General features: G+C 53.1%; 17 protein-coding genes and 1 tRNA gene. 14 read left to right on the top strand and 4 right to left on the bottom strand.

Going from position 1 to position 17,525, the window contains the following annotated elements; genetic code table 11:
* The first annotated feature begins 30 nt into the window (after positions 1-30).
* Complete coding sequence (purF, locus tag NNL38_RS11410) at positions 31-1,548, top strand: amidophosphoribosyltransferase (protein WP_255388159.1); 1,518 nt, start codon at positions 31-33, stop codon at positions 1,546-1,548.
* A 168-nt stretch (positions 1,549-1,716) separates the two neighbouring features.
* Here purF and NNL38_RS11405 read toward each other — a convergent pair whose 3' ends face one another.
* Positions 1,717-2,316, bottom strand: coding sequence for a Yip1 family protein (locus NNL38_RS11405; RefSeq protein WP_255388158.1), 600 nt, complete (start codon positions 2,314-2,316; stop codon positions 1,717-1,719).
* A gap of 379 nt (positions 2,317-2,695) precedes the next feature.
* A complete protein-coding gene (locus NNL38_RS11400; protein ID WP_255388157.1) occupies positions 2,696-3,571 on the bottom strand; it encodes a LysR family transcriptional regulator in 876 nt (291 codons plus the stop codon).
* Between the two features lie 344 nt (positions 3,572-3,915).
* Between NNL38_RS11400 and NNL38_RS11395 the strand changes: the two genes are divergently transcribed.
* Positions 3,916-4,965 carry a response regulator gene (locus tag NNL38_RS11395; RefSeq protein WP_255388156.1) on the top strand — a complete coding sequence of 350 codons (1,050 nt, stop codon included), beginning with the start codon at positions 3,916-3,918 and terminating at the stop codon, positions 4,963-4,965.
* Positions 4,966-5,107: 142 nt separating this feature from the next.
* On the opposite strand, the gene NNL38_RS11390 is transcribed toward NNL38_RS11395, so the two are convergent.
* Positions 5,108-6,505 (bottom strand): peptide MFS transporter, encoded by a 1,398-nt coding sequence (locus NNL38_RS11390; RefSeq protein ID WP_255388155.1) that lies wholly within the window; start codon positions 6,503-6,505, stop codon positions 5,108-5,110.
* A 337-nt stretch (positions 6,506-6,842) separates the two neighbouring features.
* On the opposite strand from NNL38_RS11390, the gene rfaH reads away from it, so the two are divergent.
* Together rfaH and galU are read left to right on the top strand one after the other, a co-directional pair.
* Positions 6,843-7,340 carry a transcription/translation regulatory transformer protein RfaH gene (gene rfaH / locus NNL38_RS11385; RefSeq protein ID WP_255388154.1) on the top strand — a complete coding sequence of 166 codons (498 nt, stop codon included), beginning with the start codon at positions 6,843-6,845 and terminating at the stop codon, positions 7,338-7,340.
* 87 nt (positions 7,341-7,427) lie between these two features.
* Complete coding sequence (gene galU, locus NNL38_RS11380; RefSeq protein WP_255388152.1) at positions 7,428-8,336, top strand: UTP--glucose-1-phosphate uridylyltransferase GalU; 909 nt, start codon at positions 7,428-7,430, stop codon at positions 8,334-8,336.
* A 162-nt stretch (positions 8,337-8,498) separates the two neighbouring features.
* On the opposite strand, the gene folD is transcribed toward galU, so the two are convergent.
* Positions 8,499-9,362, bottom strand: coding sequence for a bifunctional methylenetetrahydrofolate dehydrogenase/methenyltetrahydrofolate cyclohydrolase FolD (gene folD, locus NNL38_RS11375; RefSeq protein ID WP_255388151.1), 864 nt, complete (start codon positions 9,360-9,362; stop codon positions 8,499-8,501).
* Positions 9,363-9,684: 322 nt separating this feature from the next.
* Here folD and NNL38_RS11370 point away from each other — a divergent pair.
* The 10 genes from NNL38_RS11370 (at position 9,685) to NNL38_RS11325 (ending at position 17,525) form a co-directional block, all read left to right on the top strand.
* Positions 9,685-9,761 (top strand) — tRNA-Arg (locus tag NNL38_RS11370).
* Positions 9,762-10,028: 267 nt separating this feature from the next.
* Complete coding sequence (locus NNL38_RS11365; RefSeq protein WP_255388150.1) at positions 10,029-10,289, top strand: phosphopantetheine-binding protein; 261 nt, start codon at positions 10,029-10,031, stop codon at positions 10,287-10,289.
* A complete protein-coding gene (locus tag NNL38_RS11360) occupies positions 10,279-11,544 on the top strand; it encodes an ATP-grasp domain-containing protein (protein WP_255388149.1) in 1,266 nt (421 codons plus the stop codon). The genes NNL38_RS11365 and NNL38_RS11360 overlap by 11 nt, the downstream gene beginning before the upstream one ends.
* Complete coding sequence (locus tag NNL38_RS11355) at positions 11,541-12,677, top strand: hypothetical protein (RefSeq protein WP_255388148.1); 1,137 nt, start codon at positions 11,541-11,543, stop codon at positions 12,675-12,677. Before NNL38_RS11360 ends, NNL38_RS11355 begins: the two co-directional genes overlap by 4 nt.
* The gene (locus NNL38_RS11350; RefSeq protein ID WP_255388147.1) at positions 12,646-13,818 is read left to right on the top strand and encodes a radical SAM protein; all 1,173 of its coding nucleotides are present in this window, start codon (positions 12,646-12,648) and stop codon (positions 13,816-13,818) included. The genes NNL38_RS11355 and NNL38_RS11350 overlap by 32 nt, the downstream gene beginning before the upstream one ends.
* 22 nt (positions 13,819-13,840) lie before the next feature.
* Positions 13,841-14,929, top strand: coding sequence for a radical SAM protein (locus NNL38_RS11345; protein ID WP_255388146.1), 1,089 nt, complete (start codon positions 13,841-13,843; stop codon positions 14,927-14,929).
* Positions 14,930-14,934: 5 nt separating this feature from the next.
* Positions 14,935-15,921: an ABC transporter ATP-binding protein gene (locus NNL38_RS11340; RefSeq protein WP_255388145.1), complete on the top strand. Its 987-nt coding sequence runs from the start codon at positions 14,935-14,937 to the stop codon at positions 15,919-15,921.
* Positions 15,918-16,718, top strand: coding sequence for an ABC transporter permease (locus NNL38_RS11335; protein WP_255388144.1), 801 nt, complete (start codon positions 15,918-15,920; stop codon positions 16,716-16,718). The genes NNL38_RS11340 and NNL38_RS11335 overlap by 4 nt, the downstream gene beginning before the upstream one ends.
* A gap of 2 nt (positions 16,719-16,720) precedes the next feature.
* The gene (locus NNL38_RS11330; RefSeq protein WP_255388143.1) at positions 16,721-16,996 is read left to right on the top strand and encodes a hypothetical protein; all 276 of its coding nucleotides are present in this window, start codon (positions 16,721-16,723) and stop codon (positions 16,994-16,996) included.
* Positions 16,968-17,525, top strand: a complete 558-nt coding sequence (locus NNL38_RS11325) for an ABC-2 family transporter protein (protein WP_255388142.1) — start codon at positions 16,968-16,970, stop codon at positions 17,523-17,525. The genes NNL38_RS11330 and NNL38_RS11325 overlap by 29 nt, the downstream gene beginning before the upstream one ends.

Below are 17,525 nucleotides of genomic sequence, written 5' to 3'. Positions count from 1 at the left end.
TGCACTTAATGCGTGACGAGGATTTAGGACATGTGTGGTATTGTCGGAATCGTGGGGTCAACCCCGGTCAACCAGTCTATCTATGATGCACTGACTGTGCTACAGCATCGCGGCCAGGATGCTGCCGGTATTGTTACTCTGGAAAGCAATCGTTTCCGTCTGCGTAAAGCAAATGGGTTGGTGCGGGATGTGTTTGAAGCCAGACACATGCAACGCCTGCAGGGAGAGGTCGGGATTGGCCATGTCCGTTACCCGACGGCAGGCAGCTCGAGCGCTTCGGAGGCACAGCCGTTTTATGTCAATTCGCCTTATGGTCTGGCGCTGGCGCATAACGGAAACCTGACCAATGCGGCTGAGATCCGGGAAACCTTGTTTGAGCAAACCAAACGCCATGTCAACACGACCTCTGATTCGGAAATTTTGCTCAATGTTCTTGCCAACCAACTCGAAAAAGCCCCCTCTTATCCTATTAGCCCGAGTGAAATTTTTGCTGCTGTCCGTGAAGTGCACCGGGTGGTGAAGGGCGCTTATGCGGTGGTGGCGATGCTGATCGGTCACGGTATCATCGCATTCCGTGACCCTCACGGCATTCGCCCGCTCTGTTTGGGCAAGCGGGAAGTTGCAGGCAAAACCGAGTATATGGTTGCTTCCGAGTCGGTCGCGCTGGATGCGGTTGGTTTTGACTTCGTCCGTGATGTGGCGCCGGGAGAAGCGGTTTATATTACCTTTGACGGTGAGTTGTTCACTGAGCAGTGTGCTGATAATCCGGTCCTGACGCCTTGTGTGTTTGAGTTTGTTTACTTTGCCCGCCCGGACTCCTTTATCGATAAGGTGTCGGTTTATGGTGCCCGGGTGCGGATGGGCGTGAAGCTGGGTGAGAAAATCAAGCGGGAGTGGGAAGATCTTGATATCGATGTGGTGATCCCAATTCCGGAAACCTCCACCGACAGCGCACTTGAAATTGCCCGTACACTGGACAAGCCATATCGTCAGGGGTTTGTCAAAAACCGCTATGTTGGCCGGACCTTTATTATGCCGGGCCAGCAGATGCGTCGTAAGTCTGTGCGCCGCAAGCTTAATGCCATTCGCTCTGAGTTTAAGGACAAGAGCGTGTTGCTGGTGGATGACTCGATTGTACGCGGTACCACCTCAGAACAAATTATTGAAATGGCACGTGAAGCTGGTGCGAAAAGAGTTTATCTGGCTTCTGCGGCTCCGGAAGTTCGTTTCCCGAATGTTTACGGAATCGATATGCCAAGTGCCAATGAGTTGATTGCCCATGGCCGTGAAGTTGATGAGATTTGTCAGATGATCGGTGCCGATGGCTTGATTTTCCAGGATCTGGAAGATCTGGTCGCTGCGGTCTCGGAAGGTAATCCGGACATCACTCAGTTTGAGAGCTCGGTCTTTAATGGCTCCTATGTGACGGGGGATGTTAGTCAGCAATACCTGGAGTATTTGGAGGGGCTTCGCAGCGAAGACTCCAAGCACCAGCGTGAGATCCAGCAGGATCTGGCTAACCTTGAACTGCATAATGAAGGTGTTTAATACCAATCGTAGTAACTAACTGCTCATCCTAGCTTGTTAAAACGCTAGGATGAGCACTTACTGTGATTGGTATAACGCTATCTTGAGCTGAGCGAAGAATACTAAAAAGCGAGAGGTATAATGCCTCTCGCTTTTTTTGCTGATGCGTTTTGATAGCTCAGCCGATGCCTAATGGCTGAACTGTGGGCCAAGACCCATGTTCCACAGAATCACTGTACTGGCAATGATTGAGACCAGGAGCACCAAGCCGCAGGTCACAATAGAGCTGGCGTAAATAAAGCCGCGCTCTTCCGGAATGTGCATCAAAATGGGCACGCCGGTATAGAGCAGGTACACCGAGTAGGCGACCCCAGCCAGACCGGCAATCATCAGGAACCAGACTTGCGGATAAATCGCTGCAATACTGGTCATAAAGAGCGGTGTGGCGGTATAAGCGGCCAGTTCCAGTGCCTGGGTGAAGGTTGGGGTTGAACCGAACGTATGGCTCATCCAGTAAGTTAAATAGGCCAGTGCGAACACACCCGCGATCAACGCAAAGTACATTGCAACACTCATTCCCAGTGCGCTGCCTTGGGTCAGGTAGATCGGCTCACCGACACCGATCCGCCAGCCGATGAAAACGCTGGAGATGAACGCAAAGATAGGGGGCAGCAGAGCAATAAGCAAGATATGTGACAGGCTGCTTTGTATACCTTCGTGTTCCTTGTCAATGGCATGCCACTCTTGTTTCGGATGCGTATAAAGCCCGAATAAATGTCCCAGAATCATAACGTTTCCTCATTTCTCGGCGCATTATCTTGCACCATAAGGTTATTTTCCCCAAGAACACGATCCTCTTATTCCGGCTGTGTTCTTATGCGAAACCGAACAGAAAAATTTACTGTCCTGAGTGCCTGGGTTCGTTGTGACGGCGTGCTGCCGGGGTGCAGGCAATTAGCTCTATTCGGTTTAGGGCGTATTGACTTGAGGCTCAGGGCTCCCATCTGAGCCTGTTTCGTTTAAAAACATCAACACGTCCTATTAACGTTTAGTCTGGGTTCGTTGGCTTGGCAAGAAATTCACCTGCCGTTTCACGGGTTTCCCCGGGTCGGCAGGTGCAATATCAATCTTGTTAAAATAGCCAGATGTTTAATGAGATAGACATGAATTAAAGCTTGAAATAGCTGCTGGCAAATTCAATAAACAAGCGCAGCTTTTCCGGTTGATAATCACGGTGGTTATACATCAGATACACATCGCGGGGGTTGGCAGACCAGTTTTTCAGGATCTGGACCAACTCGCCGGAGGCAATATATTTCTCCAGCATGACATCCGGCATCAGGGTAATACCCAGGCCGCTGACGCAGGCTTTGCGGACCACATTGAGCTGATTGGCCTCAAACCGACCGCGCTCACTAACGGTGACGGTCTCACCGTTATGGTCGGTCAATCGCCAGCGCATCAGTGGTCGTCCTTTTAGTAAGGCGTGCTGGTGGAGATCCTGAGCATGCTTCGGTTCTGGCTGATGGGTGAGGTATTTCGGGCTGGCAACCAGAATGTCTTTGACGCTATTAATCCGACGGGCAATGAGGGTTGAGTCCCGTTGCGGGCCAACCCGGAAAATGACATCCCAGTCCGTCGGATCCAGTTGTTCTGGCTCATTGCTCATCTGTAGCACAATACTGATGGCCGGATGCTCGCGCATGAAGGCATTGAGCATAGGCTGCAACATCACCTTGGTCAGGTTGGAAGGTGCTGCAATTTTCAGTTTGCCGGCTGCGCCTTTGCACTCCTCACTGATATGCTCGGTGGTGTCCACCAACTGCTGTAATAGTGGGCTACAGTCATCGTAAAACTTCTGGCCGGCCTCTGTCAGAGACAGCTTGCGGGCATGACGGTTGAGTAAGCGAATGCTCAAACACTCTTCCAGCGCCTGAATCCGCCGGGTGAGGGTTGCGACCGGCACTTGGGTTTTCCGAGAGGCGGCAGTATAGCTGCCATGTTCAACAACCAGGCGGAACAGGTTCAGATCGTCAAGCTTCATAGTTCTACAATCATTGAAATTAAACAATTGAGAATTGTATAACAAAATGTGTCAACAAATGACATTATCATTATAAGATTTGCTGTAAATCAATATCTGAAGCTCACCTTTTTAGAGCCGGGCAGACGACAAAATCGTGACGCAAAATTTGAGATCGTTTGCATAACTCAATAATTTCCGGTCAGGATTCGTGAATCCTTGTGACGGGCCACAAATTCCGACCTATGCTTTTGATAGGTTCATTATCTGGCCGGGGTTTCATGCGCATATCTCCAGACCGTACTGTTCATTCTCCTGAGCAAAATCAGGATACGGCTCATCATCACTCATGGAGGGCACAGACTTTGCTTGAGGATAAAGATGTTCTTGTCGTCGAAGATGATCCTGTGTTTCGCAGTATGATCACTGGCTTTTTGAAAAGCCAGGGGTGCCACGTGCGTGAAGCGGAAGATGGACTTGAAGGGCTGCAGGCATTACGGGAGAGTATCCCTGATGTGCTGCTGTGTGATTTGGCGATGCCGGTGCTGACCGGAATGGAGTTCGTCGAAGAGGTGTCAATCCAGTACCCGATGGTGCCGGTGATTGTGATTTCCGGTACGGGCGATATGGCTGATGTGGCGACGGCGCTGCGACATGGGGTCAAAGATTTTCTGATCAAGCCGCTGGATAACATTATGGTGTTGAAGTCGGCTATGTTGAGCGTGTTGCGCAGTGAAGATTCGGTTGCGGATAATCGGGATTTCGCCAGCCAATGGTTTGAGGTCGGAGAAGAAAACTCGGGGATTGATGAAGAGTTAGAATGGCATATTGAAGAGCTGAAGGCGAACCCGAAGGCGGCAAGAGAGTTATTGCTGGGGCTGATGCCGGAAACGGAGTCGCAGCAGGGGGACTGGCAGCTGAGCTACTGTGTGCTCCAGTCGGCCGATGTGCAGCCCGTGTTGCTTGATTATACCTGGCTCATGGATGGTCGGTTGGCATTTTATCTGGTGGACTCTGCGTCGGATACCGAGAACGGTACGGCGACGACTTTGCTGATCCGGGCATTTTTTAATGATTATCTACGTAACCGGATGGCAGATGAGCGGGATATCCGAGGGTTGCTTCGGTTGATCGAGCAGGGGATGAAGCACTCCGGTTATGCATCTCCGATCCGGGCGCTGTTCGGGATTTTTGATGCTTGCGACAAGAGCTTGAGCGTGACTTCGACTGGCTTGGCGGCTGTGCTGCAAACCAGTGATGAGCGTAAAGAGATTGTTGCCCAACCCTGGCTCGGCACCAATGCCTATCAAAATGACACGATTGAGCTGCAACTCTCCGAATCGGGCGGGCGGCTGTCACTCAGCGAGATTGGCGCAGCCAGTTTCAGCCTGACGATTAAGCGCTGTGGGTTTTAACCCCAAGATCTAATAAAGTCATCTTCCTAAAGCCTGGCTTGTTTTAGGAATCGATGGGGGAAGGGACAGGGATCAAACAGAAAGCGGAAGCCTCAGGCTCCGCTTTCTGTTATTTCTGATCACTTATGTACTGTGATTGGTATTATGCTTTAGCGGGCTGAGGCTCAGCACTTTGCGGAGTGGCTTCAACGGCTTTTCCTTCGGCGCCATGCATCCAGCGGATTAGCTGGTTGGACAGCAGCAGTAGAATCACGCCGGAGAGGCCCGCTGCAATTGCAATACCGCTGAAAATCGCCATTGGGCCGGCTTCACCAACCTGGGCACCAATAATACCGGCCACGTAGTTGGCGACGGCATTAAATCCAAACCAAACCCCCATCATCAGGGAAGCCAGGCGAAGCGGCGCCAGTTTGGTCACCATCGATAGACCGATCGGCGACAGGCACAGCTCCCCCATGGTGTGGAAGAAGTAGGCTGCAACGATCCAGAGCATTGACGTTTTCGCGGTCAGGTCACCGCCTTGCTGCAGGACTGCGCCAATCATGCAGACAAATCCCACAGCCAGCATAAACAGCGCCATGGCAAACTTGACCGGTGAGCTTGGCTCTTTCGGGCCCATTTTCACCCACAGCGAAGCCAGGATCGGTGCCATGGTGATAATGAAGAATGGGTTCAGTGACTGGAACCAGGCCGTCGGAACTTCAAAGCTGCCAATCATGCGATCAGCGTATTCCTGGGTATAAATACTCATCAGGCCACCGGCTTGCTCAAAGCCTGCCCAGAATACCACCACGAACAGGCCCATGATCATAATCACTTTTAGCCGATCCATTTCCTGTTTGGTCAGGGGCTCTTTTTGACCGGATTTGTTCATGTTTGCTGCGCGCTTGGCTGCAGGAACTTTTCCGACATCGCCCAGCAGGCGTTCGGCAAAGATCAACTGGGTGACCAGACTGATCACCATGCCGATCCCGGCAGCAATAAAGCCGGCTTTCCAACCGTAGGCTGTGGAAGCGGAGCCTGCGATAATACCCGCCAGCAGTGCGCCCAGGTTGATGCCCATGTAGAAAATAGTGAAGGCACCGTCACGGCGGTTATCCCCTTCCTGGTACAGATCGCCGACCATGGTTGAGATGTTCGGCTTGAACATGCCGTTACCGATAATCAGCAGGCCAAGCCCCAGATAAAAGGCGGTGACGGCATGCGGGTCGACCATGCTGTTGGGCAGCGCCAGGGTGAATTGCCCCAATGCCATGAGCAGGCCACCAATAATAATGGAGCGGCGTTGACCTAAAAAGTTATCGGCAATCCAGCCCCCGATCAGCGGGGTAATATAGACCAGACCGGTATAAACCCCGTACAGGCTCAAAGCATCCTGAGTGGACCATCCCAGGCCGCCATGGATGGTTTGATCGGTCAGGTACAGGACTAGGATGGCTCGCATGGCATAGTACGAGAATCGTTCCCATAACTCGGTCCCAAACAGCAAAAATAACCCTTTCGGATGTCCCAGCAGGGTACCACTATTTCCATTGTTCATGATTTTACTCTGTAATCCATTGTCAGTGTTTTTGCAAAATTTGGCTTACCTTATAATCCACAAACTTTTAAACTGCAAATTCACGAAAGGTTGGAATAATCAAATGACGATGTAACTGTTTGATTTATAAGTAACTGCATGAAATGCAGACAAAAGTGAAATCTTATTTTTCTCGAGGAACCGCGCACCACGGTATCGCCGCGTGATTTGAAATCATATTGTGGAGCGGCGATGTTGTTTCCTCACGTCGTGGCGAGCAAGAGAAGCTGAATCCTGCCACTTGAAAGTGGTTTGGGTATATAATTGAGACGTTTGGCGTCAATGAAAAGAGAAGCAGATGAAAGATTGGTACCTTCTATATTGTAAGCGCAGTGAGCAGGAGCGCGCAGTGATCAATCTTGATCGTCAAGGCGTTGAGTGTTACTACCCACAGGTGACTGTGCAGAAGATTGTGCGGGGAAAGCGAACTGAGAGTTGTGAGCCCTTGTTTCCCGGGTATATGTTTGTCTATTTTGATCCGGAAGAGATCAGTTATACCACGATTCGCTCAACCCGTGGCGTGGCCAGTTTTATCAGTCAGGGGGCAAGGCCGCAAATTGTGCATCCGGATCTGATTTATGGGTTGATGATGAACGAAAACTGCGAAGAGTATCAGGCGAAGCTTTCCAACTTGCCGCAACCTGGTGAACGCCTGAAGCTGACCCAAGGTCAGTTCAAAGGGATTGAAGCCATCTATCAGGAGCCGGATGGGGAAAAGCGCTCCTTTATGCTGATTAATTTGCTGGGCAAACCGGTGAAAGTCAGTGTCCAAAATGAAGATCTAGTGAAGAAGTAACTCTGCATATTTACGTCGGGCTGAGTGGTCGCTACTTTCTTGGTGGTTTGATATAGTTTGGCCGAATTTTGATTAATGGAATAAAAAATGTCTACAACTTCCCCTGTCCGTAAAGCGGTGATCCCGGTTGCTGGTTTGGGTACGCGGATGCTGCCTGCAACCAAAGCGATTCCGAAAGAAATGTTGCCGATTGTTGACAAACCACTGATCCAGCACGTGGTGAACGAGTGTGTGGCGGCTGGTATCAAAGAGATCGTATTGGTGACCCATTCGTCGAAAAACTCGATTGAAAACCATTTTGATACCTCCTTTGAGCTGGAGGCCACGCTGGAGAAGCGGGTCAAGCGCCAGCTCCTGGAAGAAGTTCAGAGCATTTGTCCGAAAGATGTCACCATTATGCATGTCCGTCAGGGACAGGCAAAAGGGCTGGGCCATGCGGTGCTGTGCGCGTATCCGCTGGTGGGAGACGAGCCGTTTGCCGTGGTGTTACCGGATGTGATCCTGGATGATGCCGCCAGTGATTTGCGCCAGGAGAACATGGCCGCCATGGTTAAGGCCTTTGACGAGACCGGCATTAGCCAGGTGATGGTTGAGCCGGTGCCGATGTCTGAAGTCTCAAGTTATGGCGTGGCGGATGTTAATGGCAGTGACCTTGCACCTGGCGAAACAGCTGCCATGAGCAAGGTGGTTGAAAAGCCCCCCGTTGAAGAAGCGCCATCGAACCTGGCCATTGTGGGTCGTTATGTCTTGCCGGCTGAAATCTGGAAGCTGCTGGCGCGAACGCCAGTCGGTGCCGGTGATGAAATTCAGCTGACCGATGCGATTGATATGCTGATGGAATCGACCCAGGTAAATGCGTTCCACATGTCCGGTAAGAGCCATGATTGCGGCAGTAAGCTGGGTTATATGCAGGCTTTCGTTGAGTACGGCATGCGCCACGAGACGTTGGGTGAAGACTTTACCAGCTACCTCAAGGCTATGGCAAAAAGCCTATAGTGGCTCGGTTCAGCGTATTTTAGTTTGCATGAGTGTTAGCCCATGCTGACCACCGTGTGGCGGTTCGTGTTGTCCGCCGGCGAAGCGCACGAAAAAGCGAAAGGGGCCACCTTTCGCTTTTTGTTTTTAACCTGGGATGATGCTTTACGTCATTTTCGGTACTTATTCGTCTTCGCTGTGGTATTGCTCACAAGCAAGCAGAGTGTTCTCAATCAAGGTCGCAACGGTCATCGGGCCAACGCCGCCCGGTACCGGGGTGATATGGCGGGCTTTTTCACGGGCGACGTCATACTCGACATCACCAACCAGTTTACCGTTATCCAGGCGGTTGATCCCCACATCCAGTACGGTTGCACCGGCCTTAATCCAGTCACCCGGGATAAAGTTCGGCTTGCCCACGGCAACGACCAGAATATCGGCCTGGCGAACATGTTGCTCCAGATTTTGGGTAAAACGATGACAAGTGGTGGTGGTCGCACCGGCCAGTAGCAGTTCCAGCGTCATTGGTCGGCCAACAATATTGGACGCGCCGACAATCACCGCATGTTTGCCGCGAACCGGAATGTTATAGCGCTCAAGCAGGGTCATTACCCCTTTTGGGGTGCAAGAACGAAGTTTCGGGATCCGCTGACACAGACGACCGACATTATAAGGATGGAAACCATCGACGTCTTTTTCTGGATCGATTCGTTCCAAAACTTTGGTGGCATCGATCCCGGCCGGGAGCGGCAACTGGACCAGAATCCCATCGATACTCTGATCGGCATTGAGCTCATCGATCAGTGCCAGCAGCTCAGTCTCGCTTGTGGTCGACGGAAGGTCGAACGATTTTGAGGTAAAGCCGACTTCATCACAGGCCTTGCGTTTGCTGCCGACATAAATTTGCGAAGCGGGATCTTCCCCGACAAGGACAACGGCAAGCCCAGGGGCACGCAGCCCAGCTTCGGTTCTCGCTTTTACCCGTGCAGCAACTTCTTGACGAACAGTTTGTGAAATCAGTTTTCCATCAATAATTTGAGCGGCCATGTTTATCCTTTGAGCTGTTAATAACTGAGCGGCGTTATTGTCGCAGAGAATGGGGGATAGGTCTAGCGCAAACGTTTGCTTTTTGGTGTTTGTCTGGAGGAAGGCGCGATGAGAGGCGGCCGGTCGGCGTGAGATGTACTGCAACCATGTTTAATACGGCTGGGAGCCATGTTGTCTGCATGACCTGAATTTCGTGAATTGAATCAAATTGTTGCTCCTTTAACCGCTTGGTCGTAGCGAAGGGAAATTTCCGGCAAAAAGCGTTGACGTGGGAGACGGGCAACGTATAATCCCGTCCCGTAACTTTTGTTACGCACGCCGTGCGCCCTTAGCTCAGTTGGATAGAGCACGTGCCTTCTAAGCATGTGGTCACAGGTTCGAATCCTGTAGGGCGTGCCATTCTTTGAAAGCCCCGATAAGCTTTTTGCTTGTCGGGGCTTTTTCGTTTTGGCCTTGCCCTGCCTTAGCAGATTTTATCCCTGTCCGCTGAGGGTTTTGTTATGGCACCGGGGGATATCACGTCTCAAATCCCTGATGAACTTCAGGTTTTCATTATATTGAAGAGTCAGCCGAAGAAACAGATTTATGGCTGATTCATCAATAGACAACTTTCTTTGATAGTGAAAAAAATAGAGCAATCTGTTAATTCGCCTGTAAAGGAAGACTATGTTTGAGCAAATCACCACGCTGATCGCCGAAATCAAAAAAGATCCTTCCCTGAAAGAGACCATCACTTTAGAGAGCCACCTGATTGAAGATGTGGGACTGGACTCGCTCGATATCATCGACTTTCTTCTGCAACTGGAAGTCGAGTTTGACCTCAGGCTTGATTTTGACCAGCTGGATTTTTCAATCATGCAGAGTACGCAAGCCCTGATGACGTTTATTGCCCAGCAGCAGTGTGAAGTGGCCGCGGATGAGCATTGAGATCCGATGGGCCTGCTTTGAGGCTGAAGCCTTATGGCAGGATCCCACTCTGGTGACGCTACCGAGCTTTGTCGCAGCACAAGCTGATTCCCAGCTGTCTTGCCTGGATGAAGTGCAGGTTGCCCGCACTGCGGCGGAACAGGTCTTCACTGTAATTGCGCCGGATCAGGCGTTAGTCGGGTATCACGCCAGTTTGGGCCTTGCGTCTTCACGTACCTCTGCCTTTGACAATCCTGAGGACTGGCTGGCCGCCGGAATGCCCCATTGGGCGGAAGCGGCAGCAGTATTGTGTCACGGGCTACCTCATCAAGGCCGACAGCGACCGTTTGCCTGTGTACCGGCCGCCTATCAGTGCACGGCAAGCTCGGCGCATCTGCCATCTTTTGACGCTGTGGTGAAAGTCAACGACAAGCGCTATGCCGTCGAGGTTTGCCGTCAGTTGAATATCCCGCAATTGGGGGAGATCGTTTCAACGCGATCGTCGCTGCTGGCGCTGAATGCCCACGCCCTGCCGATGATTTTAAAAGAGCCGTTTGGTGTCTCCGGTAAAGGCAGCTTGGTGGTGCGTCATCCGGCCATTTGGGAGCGCGTCAGGGAGCACTTGCTGTGCCAGGTTGCGGCTGGCCGGCAGGTGGGGCTCATCGCCGAGCCGTTTGTGGAGAAAGAGGTCGATTTTTCCAGCCAATGGCAGATCACCCGGGGCGGCGATATCACTTTGCTCGGGCTCTCGGAAATCACCAACGACAACCTGAAGTTCTCCGGGGTGAAGGCGATGGGCGATGGCCTGTTCCAGCGCATCCGGGCGCATGGGTACCCCGAGCTGTTGCGACCATTACTTGCCCGGCTGTATCAGGACGGGTATTGGGGGCCGGTTTGTGTGGATTCCATGCTGTTGACGAGTGGGGAAATCGTACCGGTTGTCGAGATCAATGCCCGAGAATCGATGGGCGGTATTGCACAGGATTGGTTCGCCCGTCTTGCCGTCGGCGGTGAGGTGCGGTTTCAGCAAGTCAGTGTCAAATACAGCCAGCCGCTCGATATCCGACAGCTGTTGGACGAACTGGCGCGGCGAGGCTGCCTGGTCACCGGTGAGCACCAATATGGGTATGTCCCGTTGAATAGTCGCTGCGTGCAATTGCCGGGCGAAACGCCACGGATTGGGCGGCTTTATCTGTTGCAAGTGGAGCCTGAGGATGATGCGCAGCAAGCACAGCTCGCTGCGGCACTCGCGGATCAGGGAGCCCGATTGTTATGACATCTGGCACGATTGCGATTTTAACCGCCAGCAGTGGGCTGGGAAGTTTTGTCCCTGCGGTCGCGCTGTCGAAATGGCTTCAACGACAACAGCGTTCTGTTCGTTTCTATGCCTTAGAGCAGCTCTACACACCGCAAGCTCTGGTCCGATTGGAAAAGACCAAGACGCAATGCCGGCGAAGCTTGCGTACGGCGTTGCTGACCCAACGCTGGCTGAGCCACAGTCCGGGATCGATCCGTGAGGCGATTGATGCTGACAAATGGCAAGTATTCAAGGCGCAATGGCAGCATTGTCCGCCGGAGCACGTGTTTCTCTTCAGTGGGTTCTGGCTGTCATTCATTTCCGAGCTGCAGGCGGCGCAAGGTGTGCGAAAAACGGGAGAAAACCAACCGGTTTATCATGGGGTACATGTGGATGTAACGGCGTCTCTCTCCTGGCAGCCCGGTGAGGTTGGTGGTCTGCAACACCATCACTTGCTTGCCGAAGGGAACGAGCAGTTTCTGGTGCCGCCGCCACCTGTGGTGGACTGGGCACAACGGGAGTCACGGGTCGCGGTGCATGGTGGTGGTTGGGACATCGGGGATCTCGACGCGTGTATCGCCATGCTGCGCACGCGTTATACCTTGTTGCAGGGTCAATCCTCGCTTGCCGATGCCGATGCCGATGCCGATGCCGAAAACTGGCACCTGTTGACCGATCCGGATTGGCTCCCTTGGCTTCACGGCTGCGCTGCCGGAGGGCAATACCCATCGCAGACGCTGCTTGGCCAGACGGAAATAAGGACTGGTGGGCTGAGTCGAGCGACAAATGCACGGCGTCCGGACGAGCCACCTTTTCAGCAACTGCTGTCTCGTTGTCGGGCGTTGATCACCAAACCCGGCGGGGCAAGCCTGATCGACAGTATGGCAACTGCGACGCCGCTCGTGCTGCTGCCCCCGTTTGGCGATTATGAAGCGGCCAATGGCCGGGCCTGGATCTCACGCGGTTTCGCCCTGAGCTTTGAGGACTGGAAAGCCCGGGGCTTTGCTCTGGCACCACTCTATCGCTGTCATCAGGCGTTGCTGGCGATGCGCGGCAATCGGGCTGTTTACGGAGAAACCTATGCAAACGAAAACGCAACAGAAGTTGGATGAACGCAGTTTTGCCCGGCTGAAGGCGCGGGTGAAGCAGATTTCGTCCACCCAGCGGGGGCTGCAACAGCGGGCAAACTGGGCGGCCGAGATGCCGCACCAGGTTGGGGTGAAGATGAATAATCAGTGTAACCTGCGCTGTCAGCACTGCTTTGAGTGGAATGATGAAGGCTATCACCACCAAATGGAGCGAGATGTCCGCTCGCAGGAAGTTGATCTGGCGATCATCGACAAACTGCTGCGGGCCACAGAATCGACCCAGGCGCCGTTTTATCTCTGGGGTGGTGAGCCGCTGATGTACAAGCAGATGGCAGCCCTGATGGATCGCTTCATCGAGCACCCGAGGTGGGTCACCATTTGCACCAATGGATTGCTGATTGAAAAGCACCTGGCGCAACTTTCCCGGATTGATGAGCGGCTGGCGCTGCTCATTAGCCTGGATGGACTGGAGGCCGAAAATGATGCGATCCGCGGCAAAGGGGTGTTCCGGCGGGTGGAGCGTATCATTCGCACCTTGTTGGAACAGCGCCAACGCCAGGCGTTTGCCGGTAAAGTGTCGCTGTGCCTGACGATCAGCGACAGCATGGTCGGCAAGCTGTTTGAGTTTGTCCGCTACTTTTCCGATTTGGGCATCGACAGTGTGTACCTGGTGTTTCCCTGGTATATCCCGTCTCAGGTTGCCGAGCAGATGGATCAATGGGTCGGGGAGCAACTGCCCTGGAAGCAGGCGCGGCTGGCCGGGACCCGGGAATACAGCTGGCACGGTTATACCTACCATTTAAGCGACAGCAACATCCCCGCGCTGCTTGACGATATCGCTCGTATCAGTGCTCAAACCTGGGATTGCCGGGTGCGTTTTCATCCCAATCTTGAACCTCACGAGGTCCCTGATTTTGTTGCTGGCAGTACCAAACCCGCTGAAAACAAAACGTTTTGCAGTGCGATTCGCAACCGGCTGGATGTCCTGCCCAACGGGGATGTCACCTCATGCAAGTTTTTTCCCGAGCTGGATGTCGGGAATCTGCAGTTGCTGCCGGTGCGGGAAGTCTGGCACAGCGCGGCGTACCAGGCTTTTCGCAAACAGCTGCATTGTGGGCTGATGCCCGTCTGTGCCAAGTGCACCTTGCTTTACAGCACCGGCTGAGCCAATCAGGAAAGGAAGTGTGATGTCGAATACAAATATCTTACAAAATAAACTGCCGGTCTGGGTCACCCTCCAGCTCACGGATGCCTGCAACCTGCGTTGCAAAATGTGTTACGAGTGGGGAGAAAACGGTGCCTATCACGGGCGGAAAATCTCCCGGCTGGATAAAGACGCTGTGCTGCGGGTCATCGATGAATGTCTACCGGTCAAACCCTACTTTGCCCTGTTTGGCGGTGAGCCCATGATGTATCCGTGGTTTGAGGATGTCGTCGGCCGGATCCGTCAGGGCGGCGCCCGGGTGGATGTCCCGACCAATGGCACCTTTTTAAAGCGCAAGGCGGAGATGTTGGTTGAGACCCCGCCGAACCGGTTGTGGGTATCGCTGGATGGGCCGGAGGAAATTAATGACGCCCAGCGCGGCGAAAATGTCTATCGCAACGTGCAGGAAGGAGTAGCAACCCTGTTTGAGTTGCGCGAGCGCAAGGGGCTGAAAGAGCCGAAAATCGGCTATACCTTTATCGTGACGCCGCTGACCCACCTTTATATTCAGGGATTCTTTGAAAACTGTCTGGATTTGGACATGGTGGATCACATCAGTATTGAATTTCAGACGTATGCGACGGCGCATGAACATGACCAGCATCGTCAGCTGTTTCGCCGTTTGTTCGGGGTTGAGGAAACGCCTTGTGCCGCCGGGATGCAGGATGATCCGCGCAAGTTTGAAATGATGGATTTCGAAGCCATTCAGGCCCAGATCCATTGGGTCGAGCAGGCATGTAAAAAGCGCGGCATTTACTTTGTGTGCTACCCCAAAACCATTGCCAGCGAGAATTACCGGGCATATTTCACCAAACAGTACGCAGACATGGCGGATCAACGTGACAAGTGTTTTTTCCCCTGGATCTACATGGAAGTGGCGTCGAATGGCGACATTACGCCTTGTCATACCTTCTATGATGTCCCGCTCGGCAATATCTATGAACAGAGTGTGTCCGAGATCTGGAACGGCGGCCATATGAAAAATTTCCGCCATCAGTTGTTGCGCCAGGGCGGACTGTTTCCTATCTGCGGCTCCTGCGCTCGCTATTATGCAGATCCGAATAAAAGGTGACCGGTATGGCTTATATCTCCGCGCACCAGCTGGGCAAGGAATTCTTCTACTATCGCAAGCAATCCGGACTGATGGCGTCGCTCAAAAACCTGTGGGGCCGGGAGCAGCTCAGCAAGCTGGTGGTGCGCGACTTGTCCTTTGAGATCGAACAAGGTGAAATCGTCGCGTTTATCGGGCCGAACGGGGCCGGAAAAACCACCACCATGAAGATGTTGTCCGGTATTTTGCATCCCAGTACCGGGCACGCCAGGGTGATGGGGTACGTGCCCTGGGCGCGTGAAAAAGCCTTCAAGCGCAAGTTCTCGATCATCATGGGCCAGAAGCAGCAACTGTGGCCGGATCTCCCGGCGATTGACAGCTTTGAGCTCAATAAACGCATCTATGAAATCAAGGATCGCGCGTATCAGCAAACGCTGGGGGAACTGAGTGAAATTCTCAACGTCCGGCATTTGCTGGACATCCAGGTGCGGCGGCTCTCGCTGGGAGAGCGGATGAAGCTCGAGCTGATCGCTGCGCTGCTGCATCAGCCGGAGGTGATTTTTCTCGATGAGCCGACGTTGGGGCTGGATTTTTTATCGCAGCGGGCGATCCTGGCGTTTTTGAAAACTCTGGCCGAAGAGAAGCGAACCACCATGCTGCTGACCAGCCATAACATGGTCGACATTGCCACCTTGTGTCAGCGGGGGATTGTGATCAGCGGCGGGCAGTTAGTTTATGACGGCAGTCTTGAGGCGCTCGGGGATGTGGTCGGTGCCAAGCGCCACCTGCATGTCTACAGCCATACGCCCATCGAAAAACAGGTGTTTGCCCAGTACGGCCGGATCATTGCAGCGGATCGGAATGAGATTGTGATTGAGATCAGCAAAGCGCAGTCTCAGACCATCCTGGCCCGGGTCTTGGCGCAGGCGGATGTGGCGGATATCAAGATCAAAGAGCTACCGCTGGAGCATTGCCTGGAGAGCCTGTATCTGGCACAAAAGGTTCCGGCATGAGGAAGTATCTGTTTGTCAGCCAGATGGGACTGCAAATGTCGCTGGCCTACCGGCTGAACTATCTGATCAGTGTGTTAGCCGCGGGGTTTCCGTTACTGCTGCAAGTGATGTTCTGGCATGCAATTTTCACTTATACCCAGGCCGAGCAAGTGTACGGCTATCGTTATGAGGAAATGATGGCCTATGCCTTGTTTGCGGCGCTGGTCAGTCAGGCGCTGCGAACCGGGTTTGAGTATGAGGTGGCGACGGATATTAAGGAGGGGGGGCTCAATCGCTTTCTGACTCAGCCCTTGTCGTATTCGGTTTATCGGCTGGCGGCCTTTGTGGGGCAGAATCTGGGCTATTTTACGGCGACCCTGTTGCTGATCGGGGGATGCGCGGTGTTACTCAACCACTGGCTCCAGATGGCGGTGAGTTTGTCTGACTACTTCCGGATGCTGGGTGTCTTGTGCGGGGCGTTCTTCATTCAGTTTTTTCTCTTCTACCTCATCGGGCTGGCGGCGTTCTGGATGCAGGAAGTGTGGGGCGTATTCGAGTCGATTCGGATTGTCGGCCTGGTGCTGTCCGGCGGTGTGTTTCCGCTCACGGTGTTTGGTGAGGCGGGCATGGCCGTACTTCGCTATCTGCCATTCCAGTATGTGGTTTTTTTTCCGATTGAAGTGGTGTTGGGACGGGTCACCGGCAGCGATTTGATGATCGGAGTGGCGATCCAGGGGGCCTGGATTATCGGGCTGTTTAGCTTGTCACGCCTGGTTTGGAACCGGGGTTGCAAACACTTTATTGCGCTCGGGGGATGAGGATGGGACGTGAACTGATCAAGCACCTGAATATCTACCTATTTTTACTCAAAGTTAATGCGATGCGCCAGTTGGAGTATCGCGTCAACATTGCCCTGAATGTGATGGTTGAACTGGGATATCTGGGGGTGAAGCTGCTTTATGCCTATATCGTCCATGATACCGGGGTACATATTGCGGGATTGCCACCCAGCAGTATCTATCTGTTTATCGGCACCTATATGCTGATGACGGTTTTTTTTCGTCAGTATGCTGCAATTCAACATCATCGGTTTTGATCTGCAAATCAGGAACGGTGATTTCGATCTGTTGCTGACTAAGCCGGTGTCTTCCCAGTTTATGGCCACCCTCCGGCATGTCGATACCTGGATCACCCTGCCGAATGTGATTGCCGGGCTGGGGCTCATTATATACGGCTGGCAAGCGTCGGCCATTCCGCTCTCGGCTGTCAATCTGCTCGGGTTCATCGGCTATTTGCTGCTGGGCGTGGTGACCATGTACGCCATCTTCGTCCTGCCGCTGATGCTGGCGTTCAAGTTTAAAAATATCTCCGCCTTGCAGGCGTTTTACTGGGCGATGTGGGATTTCAATAATCTGCCGCATCGGATCCACCTCAGGCCGGTTCAACTGGTTGGCACGGTGGTGATCCCCATCTTCCTGGTGACCAACTGGTCGCCGCTGTTTGTGTTGGATCGGTTGTCCGGTGGAGAGCTGGCCTGGGGGATCGCTGCCCCCGTGTTGCTGTTGGCGCTGACACGGGTGTGCTGGCGTCGGGCAATTCGCCATTATGAAAGTGCCACGAGCTAG

This window comes from Photobacterium atrarenae, from assembly GCF_024380015.1.
GTDB classification, from domain to species: domain Bacteria; phylum Pseudomonadota; class Gammaproteobacteria; order Enterobacterales; family Vibrionaceae; genus Photobacterium; species Photobacterium atrarenae.
The sequence above is the reverse complement of the archived record's forward strand: the minus strand, read 5'-3'. Positions and strand labels throughout refer to the sequence as shown.

Excerpts from the sequence above, each read along its gene's own strand:
- purF (WP_255388159.1), top strand. The coding sequence starts at position 31 with ATGTGTGGTATTGTCGGAATCGTGGGGTCAACCCCGGTCAACCAGTCT.
- NNL38_RS11405 (WP_255388158.1), bottom strand. The coding sequence starts at position 2,316 with ATGATTCTGGGACATTTATTCGGGCTTTATACGCATCCGAAACAAGAG.
- NNL38_RS11400 (WP_255388157.1), bottom strand. The coding sequence starts at position 3,571 with ATGAAGCTTGACGATCTGAACCTGTTCCGCCTGGTTGTTGAACATGGC.
- NNL38_RS11390 (WP_255388155.1), bottom strand. The coding sequence starts at position 6,505 with ATGAACAATGGAAATAGTGGTACCCTGCTGGGACATCCGAAAGGGTTA.
- rfaH (WP_255388154.1), top strand. The coding sequence starts at position 6,843 with ATGAAAGATTGGTACCTTCTATATTGTAAGCGCAGTGAGCAGGAGCGC.
- galU (WP_255388152.1), top strand. The coding sequence starts at position 7,428 with ATGTCTACAACTTCCCCTGTCCGTAAAGCGGTGATCCCGGTTGCTGGT.
- folD (WP_255388151.1), bottom strand. The coding sequence starts at position 9,362 with ATGGCCGCTCAAATTATTGATGGAAAACTGATTTCACAAACTGTTCGT.
- NNL38_RS11365 (WP_255388150.1), top strand. The coding sequence starts at position 10,029 with ATGTTTGAGCAAATCACCACGCTGATCGCCGAAATCAAAAAAGATCCT.
- NNL38_RS11360 (WP_255388149.1), top strand. The coding sequence starts at position 10,279 with ATGAGCATTGAGATCCGATGGGCCTGCTTTGAGGCTGAAGCCTTATGG.
- NNL38_RS11355 (WP_255388148.1), top strand. The coding sequence starts at position 11,541 with ATGACATCTGGCACGATTGCGATTTTAACCGCCAGCAGTGGGCTGGGA.
- NNL38_RS11350 (WP_255388147.1), top strand. The coding sequence starts at position 12,646 with ATGCAAACGAAAACGCAACAGAAGTTGGATGAACGCAGTTTTGCCCGG.
- NNL38_RS11345 (WP_255388146.1), top strand. The coding sequence starts at position 13,841 with ATGTCGAATACAAATATCTTACAAAATAAACTGCCGGTCTGGGTCACC.
- NNL38_RS11340 (WP_255388145.1), top strand. The coding sequence starts at position 14,935 with ATGGCTTATATCTCCGCGCACCAGCTGGGCAAGGAATTCTTCTACTAT.
- NNL38_RS11335 (WP_255388144.1), top strand. The coding sequence starts at position 15,918 with ATGAGGAAGTATCTGTTTGTCAGCCAGATGGGACTGCAAATGTCGCTG.
- NNL38_RS11330 (WP_255388143.1), top strand. The coding sequence starts at position 16,721 with ATGGGACGTGAACTGATCAAGCACCTGAATATCTACCTATTTTTACTC.
- NNL38_RS11325 (WP_255388142.1), top strand. The coding sequence starts at position 16,968 with ATGCTGCAATTCAACATCATCGGTTTTGATCTGCAAATCAGGAACGGT.